Annotated in this window: 32 protein-coding genes; 1 reads left to right on the top strand and 31 read right to left on the bottom strand. The window is 59.5% G+C overall.

All coding sequences use genetic code 11. The annotated features are described in order from the left end of the window. Positions 1 to 39 precede the first annotated feature (39 nt). From BLT26_RS15720 to rpsJ, 30 genes are all read right to left on the bottom strand, one after another. Complete coding sequence (locus BLT26_RS15720; RefSeq protein WP_091516947.1) at positions 40 to 2,205, bottom strand: penicillin acylase family protein; 2,166 nt, start codon at positions 2,203 to 2,205, stop codon at positions 40 to 42. Positions 2,206 to 2,458: 253 nt separating this feature from the next. Beyond that, the gene (locus BLT26_RS15715; RefSeq protein ID WP_091516944.1) at positions 2,459 to 2,704 is read right to left on the bottom strand and encodes a YeaC family protein; all 246 of its coding nucleotides are present in this window, start codon (positions 2,702 to 2,704) and stop codon (positions 2,459 to 2,461) included. Between the two features lie 114 nt (positions 2,705 to 2,818). After that, positions 2,819 to 3,214: a 50S ribosomal protein L17 gene (gene rplQ / locus BLT26_RS15710; protein WP_091516942.1), complete on the bottom strand. Its 396-nt coding sequence runs from the start codon at positions 3,212 to 3,214 to the stop codon at positions 2,819 to 2,821. Positions 3,215 to 3,339: 125 nt separating this feature from the next. After that, entirely contained in the window at positions 3,340 to 4,344 is a 1,005-nt protein-coding gene (locus BLT26_RS15705) for a DNA-directed RNA polymerase subunit alpha (protein WP_091516939.1), read from the bottom strand. Between the two features lie 45 nt (positions 4,345 to 4,389). Then, positions 4,390 to 5,010 carry a 30S ribosomal protein S4 gene (gene rpsD, locus BLT26_RS15700; RefSeq protein WP_091516936.1) on the bottom strand — a complete coding sequence of 207 codons (621 nt, stop codon included), beginning with the start codon at positions 5,008 to 5,010 and terminating at the stop codon, positions 4,390 to 4,392. Between the two features lie 15 nt (positions 5,011 to 5,025). Continuing rightward, positions 5,026 to 5,415, bottom strand: a complete 390-nt coding sequence (rpsK, locus tag BLT26_RS15695; protein WP_091516932.1) for a 30S ribosomal protein S11 — start codon at positions 5,413 to 5,415, stop codon at positions 5,026 to 5,028. A gap of 74 nt (positions 5,416 to 5,489) precedes the next feature. Next, entirely contained in the window at positions 5,490 to 5,846 is a 357-nt protein-coding gene (gene rpsM / locus BLT26_RS15690) for a 30S ribosomal protein S13 (protein ID WP_091516928.1), read from the bottom strand. Positions 5,847 to 6,155: 309 nt separating this feature from the next. After that, the gene (gene rpmJ / locus BLT26_RS15685) at positions 6,156 to 6,272 is read right to left on the bottom strand and encodes a 50S ribosomal protein L36 (RefSeq protein ID WP_091516926.1); all 117 of its coding nucleotides are present in this window, start codon (positions 6,270 to 6,272) and stop codon (positions 6,156 to 6,158) included. Between the two features lie 42 nt (positions 6,273 to 6,314). Further along, on the bottom strand, positions 6,315 to 7,661 hold the full coding sequence (secY, locus tag BLT26_RS15680; RefSeq protein WP_091516923.1) for a preprotein translocase subunit SecY: 1,347 nt from the start codon (positions 7,659 to 7,661) through the stop codon (positions 6,315 to 6,317). An 11-nt stretch (positions 7,662 to 7,672) separates the two neighbouring features. Beyond that, the gene (rplO, locus tag BLT26_RS15675; RefSeq protein WP_091516921.1) at positions 7,673 to 8,107 is read right to left on the bottom strand and encodes a 50S ribosomal protein L15; all 435 of its coding nucleotides are present in this window, start codon (positions 8,105 to 8,107) and stop codon (positions 7,673 to 7,675) included. A gap of 1 nt (position 8,108) precedes the next feature. Continuing rightward, on the bottom strand, positions 8,109 to 8,294 hold the full coding sequence (gene rpmD, locus BLT26_RS15670; RefSeq protein ID WP_091516917.1) for a 50S ribosomal protein L30: 186 nt from the start codon (positions 8,292 to 8,294) through the stop codon (positions 8,109 to 8,111). A gap of 40 nt (positions 8,295 to 8,334) precedes the next feature. After that, a complete protein-coding gene (rpsE, locus tag BLT26_RS15665) occupies positions 8,335 to 8,841 on the bottom strand; it encodes a 30S ribosomal protein S5 (protein ID WP_091516913.1) in 507 nt (168 codons plus the stop codon). Positions 8,842 to 8,851: 10 nt separating this feature from the next. After that, positions 8,852 to 9,202 (bottom strand): 50S ribosomal protein L18, encoded by a 351-nt coding sequence (rplR, locus tag BLT26_RS15660; protein WP_091516909.1) that lies wholly within the window; start codon positions 9,200 to 9,202, stop codon positions 8,852 to 8,854. Between the two features lie 13 nt (positions 9,203 to 9,215). Then, positions 9,216 to 9,749 (bottom strand): 50S ribosomal protein L6, encoded by a 534-nt coding sequence (gene rplF, locus BLT26_RS15655; protein WP_091516906.1) that lies wholly within the window; start codon positions 9,747 to 9,749, stop codon positions 9,216 to 9,218. 12 nt (positions 9,750 to 9,761) lie between these two features. Further along, on the bottom strand, positions 9,762 to 10,154 hold the full coding sequence (gene rpsH / locus BLT26_RS15650; protein ID WP_091516902.1) for a 30S ribosomal protein S8: 393 nt from the start codon (positions 10,152 to 10,154) through the stop codon (positions 9,762 to 9,764). Positions 10,155 to 10,196: 42 nt separating this feature from the next. Beyond that, entirely contained in the window at positions 10,197 to 10,502 is a 306-nt protein-coding gene (gene rpsN / locus BLT26_RS15645; protein WP_091516899.1) for a 30S ribosomal protein S14, read from the bottom strand. Between the two features lie 9 nt (positions 10,503 to 10,511). Continuing rightward, positions 10,512 to 11,051, bottom strand: a complete 540-nt coding sequence (gene rplE, locus BLT26_RS15640; RefSeq protein ID WP_091516896.1) for a 50S ribosomal protein L5 — start codon at positions 11,049 to 11,051, stop codon at positions 10,512 to 10,514. A gap of 18 nt (positions 11,052 to 11,069) precedes the next feature. After that, on the bottom strand, positions 11,070 to 11,387 hold the full coding sequence (rplX, locus tag BLT26_RS15635) for a 50S ribosomal protein L24 (RefSeq protein WP_091516893.1): 318 nt from the start codon (positions 11,385 to 11,387) through the stop codon (positions 11,070 to 11,072). 20 nt (positions 11,388 to 11,407) lie between these two features. Next, positions 11,408 to 11,776, bottom strand: coding sequence for a 50S ribosomal protein L14 (gene rplN / locus BLT26_RS15630; RefSeq protein ID WP_091516889.1), 369 nt, complete (start codon positions 11,774 to 11,776; stop codon positions 11,408 to 11,410). 34 nt (positions 11,777 to 11,810) lie between these two features. Then, positions 11,811 to 12,074 (bottom strand): 30S ribosomal protein S17, encoded by a 264-nt coding sequence (gene rpsQ, locus BLT26_RS15625; RefSeq protein WP_091516887.1) that lies wholly within the window; start codon positions 12,072 to 12,074, stop codon positions 11,811 to 11,813. Positions 12,075 to 12,076: 2 nt separating this feature from the next. After that, positions 12,077 to 12,268, bottom strand: a complete 192-nt coding sequence (gene rpmC / locus BLT26_RS15620; RefSeq protein WP_091516884.1) for a 50S ribosomal protein L29 — start codon at positions 12,266 to 12,268, stop codon at positions 12,077 to 12,079. Beyond that, the gene (rplP, locus tag BLT26_RS15615; RefSeq protein WP_091516881.1) at positions 12,268 to 12,681 is read right to left on the bottom strand and encodes a 50S ribosomal protein L16; all 414 of its coding nucleotides are present in this window, start codon (positions 12,679 to 12,681) and stop codon (positions 12,268 to 12,270) included. The genes rpmC and rplP overlap by 1 nt, the downstream gene beginning before the upstream one ends. 11 nt (positions 12,682 to 12,692) lie before the next feature. Further along, entirely contained in the window at positions 12,693 to 13,373 is a 681-nt protein-coding gene (gene rpsC, locus BLT26_RS15610; protein ID WP_091516879.1) for a 30S ribosomal protein S3, read from the bottom strand. 19 nt (positions 13,374 to 13,392) lie between these two features. After that, the gene (gene rplV, locus BLT26_RS15605; RefSeq protein WP_069946925.1) at positions 13,393 to 13,725 is read right to left on the bottom strand and encodes a 50S ribosomal protein L22; all 333 of its coding nucleotides are present in this window, start codon (positions 13,723 to 13,725) and stop codon (positions 13,393 to 13,395) included. Between the two features lie 15 nt (positions 13,726 to 13,740). Next, on the bottom strand, positions 13,741 to 14,019 hold the full coding sequence (gene rpsS / locus BLT26_RS15600; protein ID WP_067087044.1) for a 30S ribosomal protein S19: 279 nt from the start codon (positions 14,017 to 14,019) through the stop codon (positions 13,741 to 13,743). 37 nt (positions 14,020 to 14,056) lie between these two features. Then, positions 14,057 to 14,881 carry a 50S ribosomal protein L2 gene (rplB, locus tag BLT26_RS15595; RefSeq protein ID WP_091516875.1) on the bottom strand — a complete coding sequence of 275 codons (825 nt, stop codon included), beginning with the start codon at positions 14,879 to 14,881 and terminating at the stop codon, positions 14,057 to 14,059. Between the two features lie 14 nt (positions 14,882 to 14,895). Continuing rightward, positions 14,896 to 15,192, bottom strand: coding sequence for a 50S ribosomal protein L23 (rplW, locus tag BLT26_RS15590; protein WP_091516871.1), 297 nt, complete (start codon positions 15,190 to 15,192; stop codon positions 14,896 to 14,898). Further along, entirely contained in the window at positions 15,189 to 15,803 is a 615-nt protein-coding gene (gene rplD / locus BLT26_RS15585; RefSeq protein WP_091516868.1) for a 50S ribosomal protein L4, read from the bottom strand. Before rplD ends, rplW begins: the two co-directional genes overlap by 4 nt. Positions 15,804 to 15,821: 18 nt before the next feature. After that, on the bottom strand, positions 15,822 to 16,457 hold the full coding sequence (rplC, locus tag BLT26_RS15580; RefSeq protein WP_091516862.1) for a 50S ribosomal protein L3: 636 nt from the start codon (positions 16,455 to 16,457) through the stop codon (positions 15,822 to 15,824). 110 nt (positions 16,458 to 16,567) lie between these two features. Further along, positions 16,568 to 16,879, bottom strand: coding sequence for a 30S ribosomal protein S10 (gene rpsJ, locus BLT26_RS15575; protein WP_066967210.1), 312 nt, complete (start codon positions 16,877 to 16,879; stop codon positions 16,568 to 16,570). A 220-nt stretch (positions 16,880 to 17,099) separates the two neighbouring features. On the opposite strand from rpsJ, the gene BLT26_RS15570 reads away from it, so the two are divergent. Further along, entirely contained in the window at positions 17,100 to 17,576 is a 477-nt protein-coding gene (locus BLT26_RS15570; RefSeq protein ID WP_091516858.1) for an aminoacyl-tRNA deacylase, read from the top strand. Between the two features lie 586 nt (positions 17,577 to 18,162). Here BLT26_RS15570 and BLT26_RS15565 read toward each other — a convergent pair. Further along, on the bottom strand, positions 18,163 to 18,518 hold a 356-nt coding region (locus BLT26_RS15565), incomplete at its 5' end, for an elongation factor Tu (protein WP_483869223.1).

Below are 18,518 nucleotides of genomic sequence, written 5' to 3'. Positions count from 1 at the left end.
GCCGGGCGGAACCCGCCTGCGTCGCCCCACCTGGCCCATTTATGGCTGCTGTGCCGGGCGATAGCGGCGCGAGACATGTGATTCCAGTGCCTCCCGGTAAAAGTACACTGGCCGCAGCTTTTCCGCGGCAAACAGCGGCGCCTGGTCCGCGAAGTGCGGCGACGTATCGTCCAGTGTCGCGGCGCCAAAGTTGTGCACCGCCCGGGAGTGCACGCGCCCCTCGGCGTCCCATTCCGCAAACATGATGTAACTGTCCCCGGCATGGTTCTCCAGCCGTCCGTCGCTGTTCAATGGCCCTCCGTATACCGCGCGCAGCGTGTCGGGGCCACCGTCGAGCGGCCAGTCCTGTGTGCCGCGGACATGGCGATTGACCTGGCCGTAGGGAACTGTGGCACTACCGTGGCTCGCAACCAGCTCGTCCACCGCCTCGCGGAATGCCCGGTCAATTGCGCTGTCGGGCACCCGCTCCCCCGCAGCGTCCTGTACAGGTTGCAATGTCAGGACGGCGAGGGCCGCCTCGCGGTTGTCGCGGGCGGTGGAAAGGTCCCATTGGCCCAGGGCAGCCAGTGCCGAGCGATAGGGCTCGCGCTGGAAGTCGGCGGGCTTTTCGCTGGCCAGCCACCGACGCAGCGCCCGGGCCTGAAACGCGTCCGGATGATAGTGGTGATCATATTTCAGCTGTTCGAAGTCAGCCGGAGAGATCTTGTCCCGGCTACCGTACAGGGTTTCTATCTGCAGGGCGCGATTGGTCAAGTGGGACTCTATGCCCATGGACCCGGGGTAATCGCCGGCCCGGGGCGCGTCATTACCATCGGTGGACTGAAAGGGAGGGTTGTTCGCATTGAACACCAGCCCGCTATCGGGATTGACGGTTTTCGGCATCATGGCGAAATCCCTGTAACCATCCCAGATCAGGTCGGAACGGTCTCCCGGCAGGTACTTTTGCCAATCCCAGCCCTCGATCCGCCGGGGAAACATGGCATTGTAATAGTGGGCGATATTGCCTTCCCGGTCGGCGTAAACATAGTTGATGCTCGGCATGGCCTGCATCTTCAGGGCAGCCTCGAACTCCTCGCGACTCTTCGCCTTGTTGAGGGCGAGCATGAAACCGAGCGTGCGTATTTCCCCCATACCGGCCCAGCGCACGGCGTAGGTGCCATGCTCCGTTTCCATCACCGGGCCGTGTGCTGCGATCCTGATCGGCCTGGTCACCGTCCAGTGCAGGGGCCCCCACAGTTTTACGGTGATATGCGCCTCGCGCGTTGCAAAGGTTCGCCATTCGCCGTCCAGCAGATACTGGTCCGGATTGTCCGGGTTGATAGTGAGGCGATAGATATCGGCCAGGTCCGGCTTGTTGACCGTGTTGGCCCACCCGAGGTATTCGTTGTGGCCGTGGATGATTACCGGCGCGCCGGGAAAGGTGGCACCGGCCATGTTCCAGCCCTCGCTCGAGTGCAGGCGGGCCTCGTACCAGGCTACTGGGCCGGTGAGTGGCTGGTGGGAATTGACCAGCAGGCGGGTGGCGCCGTCGCCGGAGCGATGCGGGGCCACCGCGATACCCTGGCTTCCAGTCGGCAATCTCCGCTCCGGCACCCAGGCGAGAGCATCCTGGCCGGACTTCGCCACTTCGTGCACCGCGTCCGGGTCGAGCAGCTCTCCCAGCACCCTGTCGAAGCCGTAGAACATCGGGGCCTTGAACGTGAAACCGGCAACAAGGTCTTCGCCGGTTACCGGTAGCAGGTAACGCGAAACGTCCCCGGGATTGCGGGCAGCGTAGAGATTCAGCCCGGTGGCATAGGCCTCGGCCACCGCCCGGGTATGTTGCGGCAGCTTCCTGTAGCCCTGCTCGATGGCAGGCCAGATCCCCATCCACTGCGCCAGGTAATCGGTTTTGGCGGCCCGCATGCCATTCTCCGCCGCCAGCTTGCCCCGGGTCGCCAGGATCACGTCCTGGATGGTGGCGAAATCGTCCTCGGCGTGGGCGTAGGCGAGGCCGAAAGCCACGTCCGTGTCGCTTTCACCGTAGATATGCGGCACACCCCAGTCGTCGCGGATGATCTCCACGTCGAAGTTGCGCGCGGCGGCGCTGAAATCATATTGCCGAAGCTGGCTGGCTGTCGAAGGCGGGAGGCTGAGGTAACCGATCGCCAGGGCCCCGCCCACAAGTAGGCAGACCGCGGCGGAAAGCCTTTGCGCAAGCTGCATGCTACATCCCTTTTATATTACTTATCACGCAAGTCTCCCCGACTTTCAGGCGGGGGTAAACCGGCAGGCACAGGCTGAATTACGTCGTTGGCGTGCCGCCCCAGGACTGGGGCAAAGAACCGGCCCGGCGTAGCGGTACGGCCGGCTGCAAAGGATGAGGGGCGGGAAAGGTAACGGGCACCGGGGGTTCGTCCCGGTGCCCGGGAGGTCATTTGCAGTAACGGTACGGGAGAGGCGGTGAGGCGTGGCCGGCTCAGCGCCAGTTCAGCGGTTGCTCTTCTTCCCGGTCACCACAGGCGGTGTTCTTGGGCGGGACATAGCCCACATGGGCGTCGCGGGGCAGGTTGCGCAGCTCCCAGGCCCTGACCGCCTCGGCGCACAGCATCTTCTGTTCGCTGGTCAGGGCCGCACCATTGGGCCATTTTCCCAGCTCGACAGCCCGCTTCAGGCTACCGACGATCTGCGGGTTCAGGTTGTCCAGCAATTGCTGCAGGTCCATGGGGGAAACTCCGGAGACTGTGATGGCGCGCCGGGGCGCCGACCGGGCAATTATACGTCAAACAGGCGAAAAAAAAGCCGGTCAGTGACCGGCTTTTCCGACAACGGCGTTGGCTCAGGCCTCGGCCGCCTCGGCGCTGTCCTCGTCAACCTGCGGGCGGTCGACCAGCTCGACGTAGGCCATGGGGGCCTTGTCGCCGGCGCGGAAGCCGCACTTCAGGATGCGAATGTAGCCACCTGGACGCGCCTCATAGCGCGGACCCAGCTCGTCGAACAGCTTCTTTACCGCATCCTTGTCACGGATACGGGCAAAAGCCAGGCGACGGTTGGCAACACTGTCCTTCTTGGCCAGGGTAATCAGCGGCTCGGCAACGCGGCGCAGCTCCTTGGCTTTCGGCAGTGTGGTTTTGATCAGTTCGTGTTCTACCAGTGACGCAGTCATGTTCTTGAACATGGCCTTGCGATGGGCACTGGTACGGCTGAATTTACGGCCACTATAGCGATGACGCATAACTCAATTCCTTACGACAGTTGCTGTCTCAGCAGGTCGTTCTGGAGCGGTGCCGCGAAGAGTCGGTGCCACCGCTCGGGTTCTTTCTATCAACTGCGCGGCCGGAGCCGCGCCCTACCAAATGCTTACAGGGGGCTAAGCTTGCTGTCACCCTTGAGGCTGGCCGGGGGCCAGTTCTCCAGGCGCATGCCCAGGGACAGACCGCGAGAGGCCAGGACGTCCTTGATTTCAGTCAGGGACTTCTTGCCCAGGTTCGGAGTCTTCAGCAGCTCTACCTCGGTGCGCTGGATCAGGTCACCGATGTAGTAGATGTTCTCTGCCTTCAGACAGTTGGCCGAACGTACGGTCAGCTCCAGGTCGTCCACCGGACGCAGCAGCACCGGATCGACTTCCGGCTCGTCCTGCTTCGGCTGGGACTCGTCGGGGCCTTCCAGGTCCACGAACACCGCCAGCTGCTGCTGCAGGATGGTGGCGGCGCGGCGAATGGCCTCTTCCGGATCCAGGGTACCATTGGTCTCCAGGTCCAGTACCAGCTTGTCCAGGTCGGTGCGCTGTTCTACACGCGCGGACTCCACGCTGTAGGACACCCGCCGAACCGGGCTGTAGGAAGCATCCAGCTGCAGACGGCCGATTGCACGGGTCTCTTCCTCTTCCTCATGACGGGCGTCGGCGGGCTGGTAGCCACGACCGCGCGCCACAGTGAGGCGCAGGCTGAGTTCCACGTCGCCGGTAATATTGGCGATCACGTGCTCGGGGTTGACGATCTCGATATCGTGATCAACCTGGATATCCCCGGCAGTCACCGCACCCGGGCCCTTCTTGCTCAGGCTCAGCACTGCCTGGTCCTTGCCGTGCATAATCACGGCAACGTCCTTCAGGTTAAGCAGGATTTCGATTACGTCTTCCTGCACACCTTCAATGGCGCTGTACTCGTGCTCGACACCGTCGATCTCGACTTCGGTGACGGCGCAGCCCGGCATGGAGGACAGCAGGATGCGACGCAGGGCGTTACCCAGAGTGTGGCCAAAGCCACGCTCCAGGGGCTCCAGTACCACTTTGGCGTGATTCTGGTTGTACTCGGTGACGTCAATACGACGCGGTGTCAAAAACTCGTTGACAGCAGTCTGCATAGCCATACCTGTTTACAGTTGCATTCCTTATAAGTGGACTAAATCTTACTTGGAGTAAAGTTCCACGATAAGGTTTTCATTGATCTCTGCCGGCAGATCGACACGATCCGGAACGCGCTTGAAAGTGCCTTCCAGTTTACTCGCGTTGACGTCTACCCACTCGACATCGCCACGCTGGGCGGCGAGGGAAACGGAACTCTGGATACGCATCTGCTTCTTGGCTTTCTCGCGGATGGAAATCACGTCACCAGCCTGTACCTGGTAGGACGGGATATTCACGGCGCTGCCGTTGACCAGAATCGCCTTGTGGGATACCAGCTGTCGCGCTTCCGCGCGCGTGGAGCCGAAGCCCATGCGGTAGACGACGTTGTCCAGGCGCTTCTCCAGCAGCTGCAGCAGGTTTTCACCGGTTGCACCCTTCAGGCGCGCCGCTTCCTTATAGTAGTTGCGGAACTGCTTTTCCAGTACGCCGTAGATGCGGCGAACCTTCTGCTTCTCACGCAGCTGTACACCGTAGTCGGACAGACGTCCACGACCAGCGCCATGCTGACCGGGCTTGGATTCTGCGCGACACTTGGAGTCGTGCGGACGAACACCACTCTTCAGCTGCAGGTCGGTACCTTCCCGGCGGGAAAGTTTACATTTTGGTCCAATATAACGTGCCATTTTGTCAGCCCCCTCTTACACGCGACGTTTCTTGGGCGGACGACAACCATTGTGCGGGATCGGCGTCACGTCGGTGATATTGGTAATCTTGAAGCCGCAGTTATTCAGGGCGCGAACCGCAGATTCGCGACCCGGGCCGGGGCCCTTAACTTCGACGTCGAGGTTCTTCAGGCCGTATTCCTGAGCGGCATTACCTGCGCGCTCGGCGGCCACCTGGGCTGCAAAAGGCGTGCTCTTGCGAGAACCACGGAAACCGGAACCACCGGCAGTGGCCCAGCTGAGGGTGTTACCCTGGCGATCAGTGATCGTCACGATCGTGTTATTGAACGATGCGTGGACGTGGGCAACACCGTCGACAACGGTCTTTTTGACCTTTTTGCGAACAGTAGTTTTTGGCTTAGCCATACCTGTATCCTAAATCCTGTATCAACTCCCCGGCCGCTCTCGCGCCGCGGGGCTTGTTAAACCGCGAAATCCGCTTATTTGCGAATCGGCTTGCGCGGACCCTTGCGGGTACGGGCGTTTGTCTTGGTGCGCTGGCCGCGCAGCGGCAGGCTGCGACGATGGCGCAGACCGCGGAAGCAACCCAGGTCCATCAAACGCTTGATGTTCATGGAAACTTCACGGCGCAGGTCGCCTTCAACGGTCAGTTTTGCAACTTCGCCGCGGATGGACTCGATCTGCTCTTCAGACAGTTCACGGATTTTGGTGGATTCAGCGATACCAACCGCTGCCAAAATAGACTTGGCCGTGGTCCGACCGACCCCGTAAATATGGGTCAGGGAGATCACGGCGTGCTTGTGGTCTGGTACATTGACACCAGCAATACGTGCCATAGAGGCATACTCCACGTATTGGGAGCCACGTGCTTTTCTCTTGAAAGCGTGGCTCTACTCTAGATTCGGCGCTGACAGCGACTAAAAAACCGGCGGCGCCACCAAAAAGGCGCGCAAGAATAGCTTTTAAGACACCAAATTGCAATAGCCCGCGCCCTTCCCGGTGTCCCGAGAAGGGAAACGGACGACAGTCAACGCCCCCAAGTTGGTAACAGCTGGCACCAGGCCCCTGCTACCCGATTCCGACCCAAGAGTCGGAATCGGCGCCGGTGGCGGGGAGGGGAATCCCCGCCACCGGGCTTGTCTCGATTAGCCCTGACGCTGCTTGTGGCGCGGATCGGTGCTGCAGATTACCCGCAGAACGCCCTTGCGACGCACGATTTTGCAGTTACGGCAGATCTTTTTTACAGAAGCACGTACTTTCATGACCTTACCTCAATTCACTCAAACTGCTGCCTGGTGTCGCAATCAGCGACGACCGTAGCCTTGCAGGTTGGCCTTTTTCATCAGCCCTTCGTACTGGTGGGACAACAGATGCGACTGCACCTGAGCCATGAAATCCATCACTACGACCACCACGATCAGCAGCGAGGTACCACCCAGATAGAAGGGTACGTTAAGCCCGACCACCAGAAACTGCGGCAGCAGGGATACCAGCGCGATGTATACCGCACCCACCAGGGTCAGACGGGTCAGCACGCTGTCGATATAACGCGCAGTCTGCTCTCCGGGACGGATGCCGGGCACATAGGCACCGGATTTCTTCAGGTTGTCTGCCACTTCATTGGGGTTGAACATCAACGCCGTATAGAAGAAGCAGAAGAAGCCGATCAGCAGCGCGAACAGGATGATGTTCAACGGCTGACCCGGCCCCAGTTGCAGCGCCATCCACTGCAGGATCTGTGCACCGATACCTTCGCCGCCCTGGCCGAACCACTGCGCGAGCGTGGCCGGGAACAGCAGGATGCTGCTGGCAAAGATTACCGGAATCACGCCGGCCATATTGACCTTCAGCGGCAGGTGGCTCGACTGCGCAGCCGGTGCCGCCGAGTAGCGGCCCGCCTGACGCCGGGCGTGGTTGATGGTAATGCGACGCTGGCCGCGCTCCATCACCACCACGAAGTACACAACTGCCACAGCTACGAAGCCGATCGCCAGCAGCATCAGGATATGCAGCTCACCCTGACGGGCCTGTTCGAAGGCCTGGCCGATTGCGCTGGGCAGGCCCGCGACAATACCGGCGAAGATCAGCATGGAAATACCGTTGCCGACACCGCGCTCGGTGATCTGCTCACCCAGCCACATCATGAAGACCGCACCGGTTACCAGTGACACGACGGCCACAAAGTAGAAACCGAAAGCGGGCTCGGCAGAATAGGCCAGGTTCTGGCCGGCAAGACCGAAGGTCATACCGATACCCTGGATCAGGGCCAGTACCACCGTCAGGTAACGGGTGTACTGGTTGATCTTGCGCCTGCCGGCGTCCCCCTCCTTCTTCAGCGCTTCCAGAGAGGGCGTCACCGCGGTCATCAACTGCATGATGATGGACGCGGAGATGTACGGCATGATCCCCAGTGCCAGAATACTCATGCGTTCCAATGCGCCGCCGGAGAACATGTTAAACAGACCCAGGATGGTGCCCTGGTTCTGGTTAAACAGGTTCGACAGCTTTTCCGGGTCAATGCCGGGCACCGGAATGTGGGTACCTACGCGATACACGAGTATCGCGAGGAACAGAAAACGAAGGCGAGCCCAAAGCTCGCCCAATCCCTTGCTGTTGCCCAGGGAGTTTACGCCGGATCCTGGTCGTGCCATTGGGGCCTCGATTAGTCTTCTACTTTACCGCCAGCAGCCTCGATTGCCGCTTTTGCGCCCTTGCTGACTGCCAGACCCTTGACGGTAACCGCCTTGGTCAGCTCGCCAGACAGGAACACTTTGGCGCGTTTTACGTGGCTGCCGATAATATCGGCATTCTTCAGCGCTGCCAAATCAATTACGTCGGCATCCACCTTGGCCAGCTCACCCAGGCGTACTTCCGCAGAGAAGCGGGAGCTGTACGCGGTGAAACCGTACTTCGGCAGGCGCTTCTGCAACGGCATCTGGCCGCCCTCGAAGCCCGGACGAACGGAACCGCCGGAACGTGATTTCTGGCCCTTGTGGCCGCGGCCACCGGTTTTACCCAGGCCGCTACCGATGCCACGGCCAACGCGCTTGGCGCTGTGCTTGTGGCCTTCTGCGGGAGACAGGTCGTTCAAACGCATGTTATTCCCCCTCCACCTTAACCAGATAGTTAACTTTATTGATCATGCCGCGCACGGAGGGAGTGTCTTCCACTTCCACAGTGTGACCGATGCGGCGCAGGCCCAGACCGGCAACGCACGCCTGATGGTTTTTCAGGCGTCCCGCGGTGCTTTTGATCTGGGTGACTTTAATGGTCTTCTTAGCCATGGTCTTAACCCACTAAATAACCTTGGTGTCCGAACCGCAATCAGTTCAGGATTTCTTCAACAGACTTGCCGCGCTTGGCCGCTACGTCTTCCGGGCTGCTCATCTGAGACAGCGCGTTGAAAGTAGCGCGCACTACGTTTACCGGATTGGTAGAGCCGTAGCACTTTGCCAGTACGTTGTGCACACCGACCATATCGAGGACGGAGCGCATGGCACCACCTGCGATAACACCGGTACCCGGCGAAGCCGGCTGCATGTACACCTTGGAACCGCCGTGGCGGCCATTGGTGGCGTACTGGATGGTGTCGCCATTCAGTTCAACCTGAATCATGTTGCGACGCGCAGCTTCCATCGCCTTCTGGATCGCTACCGGCACCTCGCGGGCCTTGCCGCGACCGAAGCCGACACGGCCGTTGCCATCACCCACAACTGTGAGCGCGGTGAAGGCAAAAATACGACCACCTTTTACAGTCTTGGCAACGCGATTGACCTGGACCAGCTTCTCCTGCAGGCCTTCGTCGTTGCTTTTGTCTTTCTCTCTAGCCATAACTCAACCCTTAGAATTTCAGACCGGCTTCGCGGGCGGCGTCAGCCAGGGCCTTAACGCGGCCGTGGTACTTGAAACCGCTGCGATCGAAGGCGACCTGCTCGACACCGGCGGCCTTGGCGCGCTCGGCGATCAGGGTGCCAACCGCGGTGGCGGCGTCGACGTTCCCGGTTTTTCCTGCGCGCAGGTCCTTGTCCAGGGTAGAGGCAGAAGCCAGTACCTTGTCGCCTTCGGCGGTCAGGATCTGTGCGTAAATGTGGCGCGGCGTACGGTTCACGGTCAGGCGAACAGCACCGAGCTCGCGGATCTTGGCGCGGGCACGGCGTGCACGACGCAAGCGAGATTGCTTCTTAACGTTCATTTCAATGCCCTACCTACTTCTTCTTGGCCTCTTTGCGGAATACGCGCTCGTCGGCGTAGCGGACACCCTTACCTTTGTAGGGCTCCGGCGGACGGAAAGCACGGATCTCTGCGGCCACTTGGCCCAGCAGCTGCTTGTCGCTGCTCTTCAGTACGATTTCAGTCTGGGACGGAGTTTCGGCGGTAACGCCCTCCGGCAGCTGATAGTCGATCGGGTGGGAGAAGCCCAGGGTCAGGTTCACGGTCTTGCCGGACGCCTTGGCACGGTAACCTACACCGTTCAGCTGCAGCCTTCTTTCGAAGCCCTGGCTGACACCTACCACCATATTGTTGACCAGAGCGCGTGTAGTACCCGCGAGCGCCTTGGCCTTTTTGGAACCATTGCGAGCGGTGAAAGTCAGCTGGCTGTCAGCCTCAGCCACTTCCACATCACCATGGATAACCATGTTCAGGTTCCCGTTACCGCCCTTGACAGCGATATCCTGGCCTTTCAGGTCAACGGTAACGCCTGCGGGGATTTTTACCGGATCATTTGCTACTCGAGACATACCAACCCCCGCTTAGAATACGGTGCAGAGCACTTCGCCACCGATACCGGCCTGGCGCGCTGCACGATCAGTCATCACACCCTTGGAGGTGGAGACGATGGCGACACCCAGACCACCGCGTACGGTAGGCAGAGCTTTCTTACCAAAGTAAGCGCGCAGGCCCGGACGGGACACGCGATCCAGCTCGGCGATGACCGGCTTGCCCTGGAAGTATTTCAGGTCAATGGTCAGCTCCGGCTTGGCGTTTTCGCTTACGGCGTAATCGCTGATGTAGCCCTCGTCCTTCAGGACTTTGGCCACAGCCACTTTCAGTTTGGATGAAGGCAGTGTGACCTCCGCCTTGCCGCGCGCCAGGGCGTTGCGGATGCGGGTCAGCATATCTGCCAACGGATCTTGCATACTCATTTTATGAGACTCCTCAAATCTGCCTTAGTCCGGCTGGACTTCTTACCAGCTGGACTTGACCAGGCCGGGGACATCACCACGCATTGCCGCTTCGCGCAGCTTGTTACGGCACAGGCCGAACTTGCGATAGACAGCGTGGGGGCGACCAGTAATACGGCAGCGACGTTGCTGGCGTACCGGGCTTGCATCGCGCGGCAGTTTCTGCAGCTTGAGTTGAGCCTCCCACTTCTCCTCTTCAGAAGCAGTGGTACTGGCGATGATCGCCTTCAGCTCTTGACGCTTCTCGGCGTACTTAGCTGCGGTTCGAGCGCGCTTGTTCTCACGCGCAATCATGGATTTCTTCGCCATGGAATCCTCTTAACCCTTGAACGGGAAGTTAAATGCTTTCAGCAGCGCACGACCTTGGTCGTCATTGGCCGCTGTGGTAGTGATGCAAATATCCAGGCCACGGAGCTTGTCTACCTTGTCGTAGTCAATTTCCGGGAAGATGATTTGCTCGGTCACGCCCATCGAGAAATTACCGCGGCCGTCAAACTGCTTCGGGCTGATGCCACGGAAGTCACGGATACGCGGAATCGCGATATCGATCAGGCGCTCAAGGAACTCATACATGCGCTCACCGCGCAGAGTTACCTTGCAGCCAATCGGCCAGCCGTCGCGAATCTTGAAGCCCGCAATGGACTTGCGCGCCTTGGTCACGATCGGCTTCTGGCCGGTAATTGCTGTCATGTCCTCGACAGCGTGATCCAGCACCTTCTTGTCACCAACAGCCTCACCAACACCCATGTTGATGGTGATCTTGGTGATGCGCGGTACAGCCATCACATTATCTACACCCAGCTCTTCCTTCAGCTTGGGCGCGAGTTCTTTTACGTAGAGCTCTTTAAGCTTTGCCATGATAGTTACCCAACCTGCTTATGCGTCGACGGCTTCGCCGCTGGATTTGAAGACGCGAATCTTAGTGCCGTCTTCCAGTACTTTGAAGCCTACACGGTCAGCTTTTTGGGTGGACGGGTTATAAATCGCCACATTGGAAGCCTGGATAGCGGCCTCCTTCTCAACGATCCCGCCGGCAACACCCAGCTGGGGATTCGGCTTCTGGTGTTTCTTGATCATCTGTACACCGGAAACGATCAGGCGACCATCGTTCAGCACCTTGCGTACGGTGCCTCGCTTGCCTTTGTCGCGACCGGCGATAACGACCACTTCATCGTCACGCTTGATCTTGCGCATAACTCTTCTCCGCTCCAGGCTTAGATAACTTCGGGAGCCAGTGAGATGATCTTCATGAACTTCTCACCGCGCAGCTCGCGAGTTACCGGGCCAAAAATACGGGTGCCGACCGGCGCATTTTGCTGGTTCAGCAGTACCGCTGCGTTTTCATCGAACTTGATCAGGGAACCGTCGGGGCGACGCACACCTTTCTTGGTGCGCACTACCACTGCGTTCATCACCTGACCTTTCTTAACTTTACCGCGGGGAATGGCTTCCTTAACGGTCACCTTGATAATGTCGCCCACGCCAGCATACCGACGATGGGAGCCGCCCAGCACCTTGATGCACATGACGCGGCGAGCCCCACTGTTGTCAGCTACTTCTAAGTAGGATTCCGCTTGAATCATCGTCTCTCTCCGAAACTCTTCAATGCGCTAGGGGTTAAACCTTCGCCGCACGCTCTACAATTTTCTGCAAAGCCCAGGCTTTGCTCTTGGACAGCGGACGAGACTCTTCGATGGTTACAACATCACCGATGTTGCAATCATTGTTCTCGTCGTGAGCCTTGAGCTTGGTGGACTTGCTCACGTATTTTCCGTAGATCGGGTGCTTCACACGGCGCTCGATCAAAACGGTGATGGTTTTGTCCATCTTGTCACTCACGACCTTACCGGTCAGAGTACGCTTCAGTTTTGCTTCAGCCATGATTAGTTACCTGCCTTCTCGGTCAACACAGTCTTAATGCGAGCAATGTCGCGACGAGTCTGCTTCAGCAGATGAGTCTGAGCCAGCTGACCGGTGGACTGTTGCATGCGAAGCTTGAACTGAGCTTCCAGTTGATTCAGCAGCTCCTGGTTCAACTCCTCAACTGACTTTTCGCGTAGATCTGCAGTCTTCATTACATCACCGAACGCTTAACGAAAGTTGTCTTAACAGGCAGCTTGGCTGCAGCGAGCTCGAAAGCCTCGCGAGCGAGATCCTCGGAAACACCCTCCATCTCGTAGAGGACCTTACCCGGCTGGATCTGGGCTACCCAGTATTCTACGTTACCCTTACCTTTACCCATCCGAACTTCGAGGGGCTTACTGGTAATGGGCTTGTCCGGAAACACACGAATCCAGATCTTGCCACCACGCTTAACGTGGCGGGTCATAGCGCGACGAGCTGCCTCGATCTGGCGGGCCGTAATACGGCCGCGACCGATGGCCTTCAGGCCGAACTCGCCAAAGCTCACTTTGGAGCCGCGCTGCGAAAGACCGCGGTTGCGACCCTTCTGTACCTTGCGGAATTTTGTACGCTTAGGTTGTAGCATCTGCGCACCCCTTACTTAGCAGCTTTCTTGCGGGTCTTCTTCGGCTGCTCATCGGGCATTTCGTCACCGATGACTTCGCCTTTGAAGATCCATACCTTGATACCGATGATGCCGTAAGTGGTCATCGCTTCGGCAGTGCCGTAGTCGATGTTGGCACGCAGGGTGTGCAGCGGCACACGACCTTCGCGGTACCACTCGGTACGGGCGATTTCAGCACCGCCCAGACGGCCACTTACCTGGATCTTGATGCCCTCGGCACCCTGGCGCATGGCGTTCTGAACCGCACGCTTCATGGCGCGACGGAACATCACCCGACGCTCCAGCTGCTGGGCAACGTTCTGGGCCACCAGGGTGGCGTCCAGGTCAGGCTTGCGCACTTCTTCGATGTCGATGTGCACCGGCACACCCATCTTGGCGCTCACCTCGTTGCGCAGACGCTCAACGTCTTCACCTTTTTTACCGATCACGATGCCCGGGCGAGCGGTGTGAATAGTCACACGCGCAGTGTTGGCCGGACGCTCGATCTCGATACGGCTCACGGAGGCGTGGGCCAGCTTCTTGCGAATGTAATCGCGAACTTTCAGATCCGTGTACAGCTTGTCTGCGTACTCGTCGCTGCCGGCATACCACACAGAGGTATGCTTTTTAACGATACCCAGACGAATGCCGGTAGGATTTACTTTTTGTCCCATGGTTTTCTCGCCTGCTCTCTTATTTCTCGGCCACTTTCACAGTGATGTGACAAGTACGCTTAAGAATACGGTCGGCACGACCCTTGGCGCGCGGCTTGATGCGCTTCATGGTCATACCTTCGTCCACGAAAATGGTGGACACCTTCAGCTCGTCAACGTCGGCACCTTCGTTGTGCTCGGCATTGGCAATGGCCGATTCCAGAACTTTCTTGACGATCGCCGCACCCTTCTTCTGGCTGAATGCCAGGATGTCCAGGGCCTCCTCGACACCTTTGCCGCGAATCTGATCAGCTACCAGACGCGCCTTTTGCGCCGACAGACGAGCGCCGCGTAATTTTGCTGCTACTTCCATCGTTATAACCTCGGCTTAGCGCTTCTTCGCTTTCTTGTCCGCAGCGTGACCGCGGTAGGTGCGGGTAGCGGCGAACTCGCCCAGCTTGTGGCCAACCATTTCTTCGTTGACCAGGACGGGCACGTGTTGACGACCGTTGTGCACGGCAATCGTTAGCCCAACCATTTCCGGCATAACCATGGAACGGCGGGACCAGGTTTTAATCGGTCGACGATCATTGGCTGCGATCGCCGCCTCCACCTTCTTGATCAGATGCAGATCAATAAAGGGACCTTTCTTTAATGAGCGTGGCACTGTCGATTCCTCTCTAGCTGCTCAGACGGCGCGCGGCTTACTTGCCGCGACGACGTACAATCATTTTATCGGTGCGCTTGTTCTTGCGCGTCTTCTTACCCTTGGTAGGTACGCCCCACGGGGTAACCGGGTGACGGCCACCAGAGGTACGACCTTCACCACCACCGTGCGGGTGATCTACCGGGTTCATCGCCACACCGCGAACGGTCGGGCGAACACCGCGCCAGCGCTTGGCACCGGCTTTACCCAGCTTGCGCAGGCTGTGCTCGGAGTTGCTCACTTCACCCAGGGTGGCGCGACACTCGGAGAGCACACGGCGCATTTCACCGGAACGCAGGCGAATGGTCGCGTACTGACCCTCGCGAGCTACCAGCTGTACAGAGGCACCGGCAGAGCGAGCCAGCTGGGCACCTTTGCCCGGCTTCAGCTCGATTCCGTGAATCACGGAGCCGACCGGGATGTTGCGCAGCGGCAGGGTATTACCCACGCTGATCGGCGCCGCATCACCAGACTGTACGGTTGCACCAGCCTTGAGGCCTTTCGGTGCGATGATGTAGCGACGCTCGCCGTCTGCATAGCAGACCAGGGCGATGTGCGCGCTGCGGTTCGGATCGTACTCCAGACGCTCAACCTTGGCCGGAATCCCGTCCTTGTTGCGCTTGAAGTCAATCTTGCGGTAGCTCTGCTTGTGACCACCACCGACGTGACGGGTGGTGATACGACCGGCGTTGTTCCGGCCACCGCTTTTGCTCTTGCTCTCTACCAGAGGCGCGTAGGGCGCACCCTTGTGCAGGTCGGGGTTAACAACCTTGACCAGGTGGCGACGGCCGGCAGAGGTCGGTTTACTTTTTACAATCGGCATTGCAACTGTCCCCTTTACTCAGCAGCTTCAAAGTTGATGTCGCTGCCTTCGGCCAGACGTACATAGGCTTTTTTCCAGTCGTTGCGCTGGCCCATGCCAAAACGCGTACGCTTGGTCTTGCCCTTGACGTTTACGGTGCGCACCTGCTCAACGGACACGTTGAACAGCTTCTCGACCGCAGCCTTGATCTCGGCTTTAGTGGCGTCGGTGGTAACCTTGAAAACCACCTGGTTGGCAGCATCCGCCAACACAGCAGCCTTTTCGGAAATTACCGGGCCCAGCAGTACTTTGTAGAGTCGCTCTTGGTTCATCCCAGCACCTCTTCAATTTTCTTGAGCGCAGAAACGGTAACCACGACCTTGTCAAAGCGGATCAGGCTAACCGGATCAATGCCCTGCACATCGCGAACATCGACCTTGTGCAGGTTGCGCGCGGCCAGGTAGAGGTTCTCGCTCACTTCTTCAGTGATGATCAGTGCGTCGGCCAGGTCGAACTGGGCCATCTTGCTGACCAGCTGCTTGGTCTTCGGCGCATCGACGTCGAAAGACTCGACCACCACCAGGCGCTCCTGGCGAGCCAGCTCGGACAGGATGCAGCGCAGGGCAGCGCGGTACATTTTCTTGTTGAGCTTCACGCTGTAATCGCGCGGCTCAGCAGCGAAAGTTACGCCACCGGTGCGCCACAGCGGGCTGCGGATAGTACCGGCGCGGGCACGGCCAGTACCCTTCTGACGCCAGGGCTTCTTGCCGCCACCGGAAACGTCAGCGCGGTTTTTCTGGGCCTTGGTTCCCTGACGGGCGCCGGCCATGTAGGCCACAACCGCCTGGTGCACCAGGTCCTGATTGAACTCACGTCCGAAAGTCACTTCAGAGACAGCTACAGTGCCTTTAGCGCCTTCGGGAGTAGCGATATTCAGTTCCATATCTAATTCCCCTCAGACTTAGGCTTTTACTGCCGGACGAACAATCACGTCACCGCCGGGCGCGCCGGGAACGGCACCTTTAACCAGCAGCAGGTTGCGTTCGGCGTCTACACGAACCACTTCCAGGTTCTGCACGGTTACACGCTCGGCACCCATGTGGCCGGCCATCTTCTTGCCCTTCCACACACGACCGGGAGTCTGGCACTGGCCGATGGAGCCGGGAGCGCGGTGAGACAGGGAGTTACCGTGAGTTGCGTCCTGGGTACGGAAATTCCAGCGCTTAACGCCACCCTGGAAACCTTTACCCTTGGAAGTGCCGGTCACATCGATCATCTGGCCAGCTTCAAAGCCGGAGACAGTGATTTCAGAACCGATTTCGAAAGCTTCGTCAGAACCGTCTGTGCGCAGTTCGAAGAGACGAGTACCAGCTTCTGCGCTGGCCTTGGCGAAGTGGCCCGCTTGGGGCTTGGAGACACGGGAAGCCTTACGGTTGCCGACAGTCACCTGGACTGCTGCATAGCCGTCAGTTTCCACGGTTTTCACCTGGGTGACGCGATTCGGAGCTACCTCAATAACAGTAACCGGAATGGACGCGCCATCTTCGGTGAAGATGCGAGTCATGCCGCTTTTGCGGCCGACAATACCTATAGTCATCGTTTTAACCTCTCAGTGCACGGGGCTTTAACCCACTGCGGCCGCCCAGTTTCAGAGCGTTACACTACCCAGACCTTTTTCGCCTGGGATTCGGTAGTTAATTTAAAGTGTTAGCCGAGACTGATCTGAACCTCTACACCGGCTGCCAGATCGAGCTTCATCAGCGCGTCGACAGTCTTCTCGGTGGGCTCAACGATATCCAGCAAACGCTTGTGAGTACGAATCTCGTACTGGTCGCGCGCGTCCTTGTTGACGTGCGGGGAGATCAGCACGGTGTACTTCTCCTTGCGAGTCGGCAGCGGAATGGGACCGCGAACCTGCGCACCGGTGCGCTTGGCCGTCTCGACGATCTCCTGAGTAGACGTATCGATCAGCTTGTGATCGAACGCCTTCAGGCGAATTCTAATGCGTTGACCCTGCATGGAATCAAACTCCAACTTAGTAACCTAAAGAGCGTCCTTTTACGCAGCCCCGAGGGCGGGCGAAAAGGAGCGCGAATTCTACGGGCGCTGGGACTGCCTGTCAACCACCTGCCGCCCCCCAATTACGGCGGCCGGCGCGAGCCCCCTCCCCCACCCGCCTGCGGTGCGGCTGTCGCGAAACTACACTTACCCTACCGGGCCGATACAGGAGGGCTTTACCATGACCATGGCATCCACAGTGAGTCAGTTTCTTGATGACCATTCGGTTTCGTACCGGGTCATTCCCCATGCGCACAGCGCCACCAGCCGCGAGAGCGCCCATGCCGCCAACGTGCGGGAGGACAGGGTGGCCAAGGCAATACTGCTGCGCGATTCCGAGGGGCCGGTGCTGGCCGTCATTCCGGCGAGCAGCAGCCTGGACCTGCGCGCAGTGCACGATGAGACAGGCCGTAACCAGCTGGAGATGGTGCCGGAAAGCGAGCTGGGCCGCACCTTCCCGGACTGCGAGCTCGGCGCCCTGCCGCCCGTGGGGCCGGCTTACGGCCTCACCACGCTGGTGGACAGCAGCCTGGGGCGTTGCGACACCGTGTACTTCGAGTCCGGCGACCATGAGGAACTGGTGGCCATGGACGGGCGCGACTTTGACCGCCTGTTCTCCGGCTGCCGCCACTCCGACCTGAGCAAGGACTGGCCATAACGCCTTAAGGGCACCCTGACTCGAGGCCCGGCCCCGTCACACGGACCGGGCCCTTTTCCCGCCCCGGAAGACTTCACAAGCCCCCTGTGGCGGGCGAGCCCGGGCGCACTGTAACACTCCTGCCACCAAAACTTCACCCGGCTTGGCCATCCCTGTCATCGGCACGGCTCTAGCGTATGGCCGCGCACTGGCCCTTTCGTCCTCACCGAGCGGACCGCGACCGGGGGCGGCACAGGGCACGGGCGCTGCCCCGAGGTGTACTCGCCGGATTACGACCCTCTGCAGCCAAACCTCCAGCCCGCCAAACCACGATGGCACGCCTGTGCCGCCCCGCACGGCCATACCATCAGCCTGAGCGCAACCATGAGCCCTCCCCCCCGATGAGGGGCCCAGCAGCGGGCGCCAGACCGCTCCTGGGGCAGCCGTGAGCCCCTCGCACGGTGACTGGCTGCTTGCGAATGTGGAGCCCCCCGGGCGTTACATTTGCGATCCGGGGACCTGAAGGCGACTGTCCGGCCCCACTGGCGGGAATAAAAAAAGCCGCAGCGTCTCCGCTGCGGCTTTTTCGTCAGATCAGGAGTAGCGATTACTCGATGATCTTGGATACCACGCCGGCACCAACGGTACGGCCACCTTCGCGGATCGCGAAGCGCAGGCCTTCTTCCATGGCGATCGGAGCGATCAGGGTAACAGTCATCTGTACGTTGTCGCCCGGCATTACCATCTCGGTACCTTCCGGCAGCTGTACGTCACCGGTTACGTCGGTGGTACGGAAGTAGAACTGCGGACGGTAGCCCTTGAAGAACGGGGTGTGACGACCACCTTCGTCCTTGGACAGAACGTAAACTTCTGACTCGAACTTGGTGTGCGGGGTGATGGAGCCCGGCTGCGCCAGGACCTGACCACGCTCAACCTCGTCACGCTTGGTGCCGCGCAGCAGCG

The sequence above is a fragment of the Microbulbifer yueqingensis genome, from assembly GCF_900100355.1.
GTDB classification, from domain to species: domain Bacteria; phylum Pseudomonadota; class Gammaproteobacteria; order Pseudomonadales; family Cellvibrionaceae; genus Microbulbifer; species Microbulbifer yueqingensis.
Note: the sequence above shows the minus strand (reverse complement) of the source record. Positions and strands in the feature narration are given on the sequence as shown.